Genomic DNA, 8,721 nt, shown 5'->3' with positions numbered 1-8,721 from the left:
ATGAATGATGTGGTGCATTTATCTGATCTGAAATTGCCAAAAGGCGTTCACCTGACCGTTGATGTAACAGACGGCAGCCACGATGCTCCAGTAGTCAGCATCCATGCATCTAAAGCAGGCAGCGTTGATGAAGAATCTTCTGCGCCTGCTTCTAACGAAAAGGGTGAAGCTGAATAATCAGCAACTCCTGAATCATTTCTTGCAGGTAATCAGCACTGCTACAGCTGGTTATCTGCAAAAAATACAAATACTGTTACTATCTGATACAACCCGATTACACCCAATTAAAAGAAATTAGAGTCTATGGCCATTAAACTTATCATCGGTTTACGTAATCCAGGTACTGCTTATGAACAGACCCGACATAATGCAGGTGGCTGGCTGGTTAATTCCTTGGCACAAAGGCACAGTGCCCATTTTAAAATTGATAAAAAAAATCAGGCTGAATTAGCAGAACTTGAACTCAATAACAAGCAATGCAAATTAATTCTACCAACAACATTTATGAATCATAGTGGGCTTCCTACACGTGCAATAAGTCAGTTTTATCGTATCACTCCAGACGAAATAATGGTTGTTCATGATGAGCTGGATTTACCTGCCGGACGCATTAAATTGAAAACCGGAGGTGGTCACGGTGGGCATAATGGTCTGAGAGATATTATTGCGCAACTGGGTAGTAGCGAGTTTCACCGGCTACGCATTGGTATAGGTCATCCTGGACATAGGGACATGGTTCATCAATTTGTATTGAATAAACCCTCTGCCGATGACAGGCAACAGATTTATGATGCTATAGATAGAGGCATTGCAGTAATGCCTTTGGTATTGTCTGGAGATATTGCCAGAGCAATGAATCATTTAAACACTTAAATACTAAATAGCAGCACAACGAAAATCAAAAGAAACGCTGCTGTATTTAGGACAATAGCGAGAGGTATTAGATATGGGATTTAAATGCGGCATAGTGGGTTTACCTAATGTAGGAAAATCAACCCTTTTCAATGCTCTGACGAAAGCAGGTATCGAAGCAGCAAACTATCCATTTTGTACCATAGAACCTAATGTAGGCATAGTAACTGTTCCTGATCCACGCCTGGATGCATTAAGTGATGTAGTAAAACCACAACAGGTTATTCCTGCGACAATGCAATTTGTTGATATTGCCGGATTAGTAAAAGGCGCTTCCAGTGGTGAAGGCCTTGGTAATCAATTTTTAGCCAATATAAGAGAAACAGACGCTATTGCGCACGTAGTGCGTTGTTTTGAAAATACAGACGTCATCCATGTAGAAGGCAAAGTTGACCCCTTAAGTGATATCGAAGTAATTAACACCGAGCTGGCCTTAGCGGATATGGATACGCTCGACAAAGCGATGCTCAAAGCTGGAAAAAACAGCAGAAGCGGAAACAAAGAAGCAATTTTTGAAATGAAAACCCTGGAGAAGATCAAAGCTCATCTCGATGCAGGGCACCCGGTTCGTACATTAGAGCTGACCCCAGAAGAAGAACAAGTAGCATATCGACTCTTTTTACTCACAGCAAAACCGGTACTCTATATTGCCAATGTTGATGATAATGGCTATGAAAACAATCCCTTGCTTGCCAAAGTTCAGGCGCTTGCCGCCCAGGAACATGCCAGCATCGTAGCCCTGTGCGCATCAACTGAATCAGAACTGGTTGAATTGGAAGACAGCGATCGACTGGAATTCATGGCAGATTTAGGTTTGGTTGAGCCAGGATTGCACAAAGTAATCCGAGCCGGATATGATCTTTTAGGCTTACAAACTTATTTCACAGCAGGAGTGAAAGAAGTAAGAGCATGGACTATCCATAAAGGCGCTACAGCTCCTCAAGCCGCAGGAGTGATACACACTGATTTTGAAAAGGGATTCATACGTGCGGAAGTTATCGCTTACGATGCCTTTATCAGCTGCCGCGGGGAACAGGGAGCGAAAGAAGCTGGCAAATTACGCCTTGAAGGGAAAAGCTATGTCGTAAATGATGGAGACGTCATGCACTTCCTTTTCAATGTGTAAAAGGAACTGACTCGTAATCAGCCCCAGTTCCCACACGAACGGGCCATTATCGTCATCCAGAGGAGCTCGCGACGAGGGATCTCTCTGGATTTTAGGAGATCCTTCGCTATGCTCAGGATGACGTACTGTTCTTAATTAATAGCAGTAGCTCGGTACTAAGCCACGTATGAACACCTGGCTTTAAAATACTTCGATTAGCCTGTCATTCTTTTATAATAAATTAACTCCAATTTTATTCTATACTTTATGTCAGGACCTGATTATTTATTGAACACATTAGGGACTGAAGAACTGCTATGTGCTTTTACGACGATCAAATCTGGGGTCACTAAATGCCATCACTTGAAAGGAATTCGACTCGCCGCGCAAAATCTTCTCCCAGTGAACAAGACAGAAAATATAAATTGCTCCATGCAATTACCATAGAATTATTGCTGTTTGGCATTATATTTACCGCCATCAATATATATCTGCAATTTTGGATAATGGCTTGTTTGTTATTCATCGGCAGCTTAGTCTCGTTAGGAAACCTGATATTACTGAAGAAAAAATACTCCATCCTTTTTTGTGCTCAAATTATTAATAGTTTGTGTTTACTTATAATGACGGTGGGAAACTTGTGTTTGGGAGGAATATCAAGTACTTATTTTGGCTGGTTCTATATTACGCCTATTCTTGCCGCAGCGACAATAGGTTTGGAGGGCTTGATATTTTATAGTGGGGTATCTGCTGCAATTGTATTCATATTTATTTATCACTATATCACGCCAATTTATCAGGTTCAGTCAGCATACCTGCCTTTTATAGATGACATCAATCATATTTTCATTTTTTTACTGATTATCACGATTATGTATAATTTGTTAAAGCAAAATGACCTATACGTCGCTCTATTAAAAGAGCAGAATTTTTTGCTCAATGCGGATAAGAAAAAATTTCATTACCTTTCCAATCATGATCCGCTCACCAATTTACCAAATCGTTCTTATTTCAACACTTACCTCCAGCAAAGAATTGATGCAATCAAACTGGAGAACAAATCAATCACGTTGTTTTTTATGGATTTGAATGAATTTAAACAAATAAACGATCAATACGGTCATGATGTTGGTGATACTCTTTTATTACAAGTTGGAAAACGCCTGCAAACCTGCTTCAGAGAACAGGATTTTCTGGCCCGTTTAGGTGGTGATGAGTTTACTGCCATTATCAGCTATAAACCGGATGACACAATAGCCGAAATTATTATGCATCGAATTTTAAATGAATTTTCAGAACCTTTTCATATTAAAAACATGGAGTTAAAATGCTCTATAAGTGTTGGCGAGGCTCATTTTCCAAGAGACGCATCAAATGCTGAAAGTCTTTTAAATCTGGCTGACAGCAACATGTATAAAAATAAAAAAAGAAAATATAAGATGAAGTAAGGTGCATCAATTACCCTCCAAAACCTACCTGCTCTACTCAGCCTGAATTGCTCCCTGAGCGACTTAAGTTCATACCAAGTTCCTACTTCCACTTGACAATTAGCATGACCCACCTTAGGATTCATTGATTAAATGGCATGGGGATATCTAATGACTATTGACCGTATACGCGCCTTGGTTAGTGAAGATTTTGACGCGGTTAATAATTTAATTATTGATAAGATTCAATCGCAGGTAAGTTTAATACATGACTTGTCCCATCATATTGTTGAAAGTGGAGGCAAGCGTTTACGTCCCTTATTGGTGCTCTTGGCAAGTAATGCCTGTGCCTACCAAGGCAAAGATCATATACCACTTGCTGCTATGGTTGAATTCTTCCACACCGCCACGTTATTACATGACGATGTAGTTGATGAATCTAACTTAAGAAGAGGACGTCAAACTGCAAACAGTATTTGGGGAAGCAAAGCGAGTGTTCTGGTTGGTGATTACCTATTCACTCAATCAGTGCAATTAATGGTGAATGTTGGTGATGCTGCAATTTTGGATCTTTTAGCCAGCACCTCTCACCAAATCAGCTGTGGTGAAGTAAAACAGCTCGCGAATCGTAATAACCCTGCTCTGACCTTTGATGAATATTTTGAAGTAATTCGCGCGAAAACCGCGCTGTTGTTTGCTGCTGCTGCGTGTATAGGCCCCATACTCAAAAAAGCACCAACTGAAGTACAACAAGGTCTTTACAACTACGGCCTCCATTTGGGCAATGCATTTCAACTTATTGACGATGCCCTGGATTATTGCTCGGATGCAGAAACTTTAGGCAAAAATATTGGCGATGACTTGGCTGATGGAAAAGCAACCCTTCCTTTAATTCATGCCTTACAAAAAGGTACGGAAACGCAAAAAAAACAAATAAAAGACAGCTTGAGATTAGGCAATCTGGATTTTCTACCAGAAATTCTTGCTGCAATTGAAGAAACAAAAGCAATCAGCTACACCAAAAGTGTCGCAGCTCAGGAAATAGACTCAGCTCTTTCTGCATTGACTGTTCTTCCAGAATCAGAATACAAAACGGCATTAATAGATCTTGCCAATTTTGCTTTGGAACGTAACTACTAGGGTCTGTTGACATTCCATTTTTGGCCTAAAATCTCAAGGTGCCGAGTTTATCCAAGGCACTCAGGGAGTCGACGTAAGCAGAGACATGAAATGAATCAAATGGTTATTGCATTGCCTCTTTCACCACATCCATCTGATAAGAATCCGGTTTTACGCGCAAATTGTAATCTCCCCGACCATGACCAACAGACCAAAGAGCCCATCCCACAAAGCCATAACCTTTATTTTTAGCAGAATTATCTTTTAAATAATTCATAAAATCATTCAATGGCACCTTACAACTCGCAGAACTCCTACCCGTACCTAACTCAGTTACTATTGCCTTTAGCTGATTTACATTCAAATAATCCACAAACTCATTCAGATTAAAGCCTTTTTCACCTGTAGTACTTAAATCTTGTTCACACTCGTCCTCAGTTCCCTTGTAGTCGCTGTCCAGATATTGATGCACGTTAATTAAAATTCTAGATAAATCAGTAATGCCTTCTTTAGCAAAATTATCACGAGTAAATAACGTCGCATTACTGTATTCTTGATTGTCACTGCCTCTCCAGTGATAACTGCTCCAGGAATGAAGACTTGACCAACCATTTCCTGAGACCAAAATATAACCATTAAAGCTCTGTTGCCTCAGCATTTTTATTAAAGAAGTCTGTATGGTAAATACTTTGTCATCAGGCACGGCCACAGGCTTACTAACCAAATCGATTAACAGATAATTTTTATCTATATGCGGATCATTTTGCATCAACTCAACTAATTGCCCCCAGACGGATTGATACGCTTTTTCATCAAGAATCAGGATGCCATCAGGACAAGCACCGCTACCACCGCACCCAGAATAATACTCACCAAATTTTGAATAACGCATGTATGCATGTAAATCAACAATAGTATGAATTTTTGCATGAGTTAAAGTGTGTAATAGTGGACGAATATAATTGTTATAATAATCTAAATTAATACTGCCTACCCCGGCACCATCTAATTGAAGATAACCCCAGCTCACTGGAACACGCACAGTATTCATTCCAGCATTAATAAAGGATTGTACTTCCTGCAAGTCAGAATAAATAGTGGAACTGTCTTCCAAGGAAAGATTAGGTATGACTGTCGGATCAATTACCTTGCCCAATTCCAGACCGGATAAATTAATACCGACAAACTCCCAGGTTGCATTATCCCTTGCCTGTTGCAGCTCCATATTAGTTTCTATTGGAGTATAATTAACAGTTCCCGTTACAACACCTCCACTGTCTATAGCGGGATTCATATACTCAATATGAATCCCTTCTGGCGGCGTGTAACTGCCAATCGCATTATTACCTACAGAATTGACATAAAATCCAATATCACCAAGATAAATATCTGTTGAAGAACAACCACCAAATCTTAAAGTACCTCCTGCGAAAGAAGAGTTTCCTGATGCTTTATTCGCATCACCTGATTTATTTGCTGGTAATGCCAAAGAAACGGCTCCTTTCTTATCCTGAATACAAATATAGGGCACTATGCTGTCTTGATAGCCAACACCTTGTATGTTATTCGTAATGCTTGCAGCATAACAAATCCCCGATAAGAGCAGAAAAGTAATCAATAATTTATGCATTGAAATACCACTGAGTATACACCTGACATAATAAGTATAATTCATAAACAGGCAAAGAGCAGAAACTCGCAATTAAAGCTCTTTAATATTGGACAAAAATTGATGTATGATGAGATGCCTAATTTATTTTGTACGAGGGATTGTATGACGTTCCAGGAATTCTTAAAAAAATTTAATGATTTTTTATTCACCCAATGCGGTATGACGAATACTATATTTGACCATATAAGATTTGGTAAAGAAGCACCAATAAAATCACTATTCTTCCATCCCTACCAATCTAAAACAGAATTTTTTTATAAAACGGCGAGTGTAGTAACTGCACCTGCCAGCCTTTCAGTGATAGCACTGGAGCTTGCTACTGCTTCCCTCTGGCTTGGTATACGCTCAGCAGTTGATTTGGCCAAATTCAATACACACGCAGCGAAGATACACCTTATCGATGGTATTTTTCATATGGTTTTCGCGTTGATATCTGCACTCACAGCTGTAGCCAGCCCGTTTATTAATGCCATTGATTTAGTCGGTGCAGGAATTGCAACATTAACTCAAAAAAATGAAGTGCTAGAAGAAATGAAACCATCCTTCGATTAAACTGATTACGGCTGTGTGGCCAAATAAAACAAGGCAACATGACGAATGGTACTTACCAATAAGCCAGGAAAAACCAGCGAACCGAATTATCGTGGCTGGCCACGGTAATTCGAAATCGAAAAAATTCCTCAGATTATTCAGATATTAACTACACTTAATGGGAATAAAAACAGCAACGGAGTGTAGCTCAGTCCGGTAGAGCACTGCCTTCGGGAGGCAGGGGTCGCAAGTTCAATTCTTGTCACTCCGACCATATAAATAAAGGTTTATAAGCGTTTCCACAAAAACACAACTCAATTACAGGGTGCATACAGGGTGCAAATTAAATGTGCCCTGATAGTCATAACTGCATATCCATATTAAATTTTAACCTCACATTATTTTGAATGTTAGATAGAACAGCCCTAGATGAAAGGTTATGACTAAGTATTATCGATTAATATCAACATATTGCTATAATGATGAAAGCCTGGCATGTGAATTAGACTATTTAGGGTACGCTATGTTCAATTTGAGCCATATAAATTATATATCCTAATAAAGATAAGCAAATTACAAAAGTTGATTTATTTCCTCAATATTTTCTACTAATGTGCAAGCCATTCACCTAAATGATTTGGTAAAAGGAAACATCAAATCACCCCTGGTCGAATGTATTAAAATTGATTATAAAATTTGATGTGGATCAAGGATTTCTAAATGATAAGCATCATCATTTAATACAAATGCAAATCGCAAATCATCTGCTATAGTATCAAATGGCCATTTTTCATTAGTTTTAACTGCCATGAATTGTCGGCCATCAGGTGTGCACAGATAAGTTGAACCATCGAAAGTTCTTACTATAATTCTTTCAGGAGAGTCTTTCCAATCATTTAACGTAAAAGGAGGAAAGGTAGGAATTATAACCTCTGATTTAGTTGTATCCGCTTCTAAAACCCTCAACCAAGAGAGGGCATTATCTGAAATTTGAGGTGTAATACGCAGCACTATTTCGGAATTACATAATTGTTTTCTAATAGCAGCAGGAGTTGATTCCCATTCCTCATTTAAAGAAGCTAATTCACATGCCACTACTCGAGATCTAATTCCAGCTAGAAAAATATTTACTGCTATTGGGTTAGGTAAACCAAACTCCAACATAGCTGCAAGGGCATCCAAAACATCTGAGTCTTCTTTATAGCCTTTTTTAGCTAATATTTGAGCCGCTCCATGTATAATCCATGGTAATTGATAACCGTAAACGTCTTTACATATTTTTAGTGCATTTTTAGATAAGTGAGTCAATTCAGATAATGGTGTTCCGATAATCCACCCATTCCGAATAAGATTGAATTCTGATTGTTCTGGCCATTTCCCTTCGATAATCTGCTCACCATTCGACCGAACCCAGCTCTCAATCCACTCCACAAACGCAAAAAATTTATTTAGTTCATAGCCATCAACAAACATTTCATCCAATTTTGCTTTCAATTCCAAATGATCAGAGTATAGTTTTTTCGCACATTTATATGGCAGACCCGAAGCCACACAAATTTGACGCTCACTTTTATCAGGACAATTATTTATTAAATAAAAAAGCCTGTGTTGCAAAATACTCACAACTTCATTTTCGTCCATCCCCTCGCCGTAGATCTGGGCCTGAATAGCCGCTAGAGACCCTCTAAATACCCGATCGATTGTATGCAGCGGATCATCTTCTTCAGATTGGACATTTTGATCTTCTATTATGGCTAATAGAGCATCATCAATCATACTACATAAAGAATTAAAAGCATTTTGATTCTCACCGAAAATTGAAAAATCATTCTCGGCGACAAGCCCTAATAGCGTTTCAAAATCTATCCCAACCGAACTAGCTATTTTTCTGATATTTATCATGCATGAAAGCAGACCAGAGCGAAATGATTCGTAATTAACCATATTGAAGTAGG

At 38.9% G+C, this 8,721-nt stretch carries 7 protein-coding genes, 1 tRNA gene and 1 pseudogene; 7 read left to right on the top strand and 2 right to left on the bottom strand.

Annotation, left to right across the window (positions count from 1 at the left end; translation table 11 throughout):
- The 5 genes and pseudogenes from Q0495_RS10505 to Q0495_RS10485 form a co-directional block, all read left to right on the top strand.
- A pseudogene (locus tag Q0495_RS10505) lies at window positions 1–177 on the top strand (50S ribosomal protein L25); the annotation flags it as partial.
- 126 nt (window positions 178–303) lie between these two features.
- Window positions 304–873 carry an aminoacyl-tRNA hydrolase gene (gene pth, locus Q0495_RS10500; protein ID WP_298625869.1) on the top strand — a complete coding sequence of 190 codons (570 nt, stop codon included), beginning with the start codon at window positions 304–306 and terminating at the stop codon, window positions 871–873.
- 73 nt (window positions 874–946) lie between these two features.
- A complete protein-coding gene (gene ychF, locus Q0495_RS10495) occupies window positions 947–2,038 on the top strand; it encodes a redox-regulated ATPase YchF (protein ID WP_298625866.1) in 1,092 nt (363 codons plus the stop codon).
- A 332-nt stretch (window positions 2,039–2,370) separates the two neighbouring features.
- The gene (locus Q0495_RS10490; RefSeq protein ID WP_298625863.1) at window positions 2,371–3,465 is read left to right on the top strand and encodes a GGDEF domain-containing protein; all 1,095 of its coding nucleotides are present in this window, start codon (window positions 2,371–2,373) and stop codon (window positions 3,463–3,465) included.
- A 150-nt stretch (window positions 3,466–3,615) separates the two neighbouring features.
- Complete coding sequence (locus tag Q0495_RS10485) at window positions 3,616–4,584, top strand: polyprenyl synthetase family protein (protein WP_298625860.1); 969 nt, start codon at window positions 3,616–3,618, stop codon at window positions 4,582–4,584.
- Window positions 4,585–4,687: 103 nt separating this feature from the next.
- Here the strand turns inward: Q0495_RS10485 and Q0495_RS10480 are convergent, their stop codons facing one another.
- Window positions 4,688–6,193 (bottom strand): cellulase family glycosylhydrolase, encoded by a 1,506-nt coding sequence (locus Q0495_RS10480; protein WP_298625857.1) that lies wholly within the window; start codon window positions 6,191–6,193, stop codon window positions 4,688–4,690.
- A 144-nt stretch (window positions 6,194–6,337) separates the two neighbouring features.
- Between Q0495_RS10480 and Q0495_RS10475 the strand changes: the two genes are divergently transcribed.
- Both Q0495_RS10475 and Q0495_RS10470 read left to right on the top strand, forming a co-directional pair.
- The gene (locus Q0495_RS10475; protein WP_298625854.1) at window positions 6,338–6,787 is read left to right on the top strand and encodes a hypothetical protein; all 450 of its coding nucleotides are present in this window, start codon (window positions 6,338–6,340) and stop codon (window positions 6,785–6,787) included.
- A 176-nt stretch (window positions 6,788–6,963) separates the two neighbouring features.
- Window positions 6,964–7,040, top strand: a tRNA-Pro gene (locus tag Q0495_RS10470).
- 413 nt (window positions 7,041–7,453) lie between these two features.
- Here Q0495_RS10470 and Q0495_RS10465 read toward each other — a convergent pair.
- The coding region (locus Q0495_RS10465) for a hypothetical protein (protein WP_298625852.1) at window positions 7,454–8,721 on the bottom strand (1,268 nt) is incomplete at its 5' end.

The sequence above is a fragment of the uncultured Legionella sp. genome, assembly GCF_937871865.1.
Lineage (GTDB): Bacteria > Pseudomonadota > Gammaproteobacteria > Legionellales > Legionellaceae > Legionella.
This window is presented reverse-complemented; position numbering and strand designations above follow the sequence as displayed.

Excerpts from the sequence above, each read along its gene's own strand:
- pth (WP_298625869.1), top strand. The coding sequence starts at position 304 with ATGGCCATTAAACTTATCATCGGTTTACGTAATCCAGGTACTGCTTAT.
- Q0495_RS10475 (WP_298625854.1), top strand. The coding sequence starts at position 6,338 with ATGACGTTCCAGGAATTCTTAAAAAAATTTAATGATTTTTTATTCACC.
- Q0495_RS10490 (WP_298625863.1), top strand. The coding sequence starts at position 2,371 with ATGCCATCACTTGAAAGGAATTCGACTCGCCGCGCAAAATCTTCTCCC.
- ychF (WP_298625866.1), top strand. The coding sequence starts at position 947 with ATGGGATTTAAATGCGGCATAGTGGGTTTACCTAATGTAGGAAAATCA.
- Q0495_RS10485 (WP_298625860.1), top strand. The coding sequence starts at position 3,616 with ATGACTATTGACCGTATACGCGCCTTGGTTAGTGAAGATTTTGACGCG.
- Q0495_RS10480 (WP_298625857.1), bottom strand. The coding sequence starts at position 6,193 with ATGCATAAATTATTGATTACTTTTCTGCTCTTATCGGGGATTTGTTAT.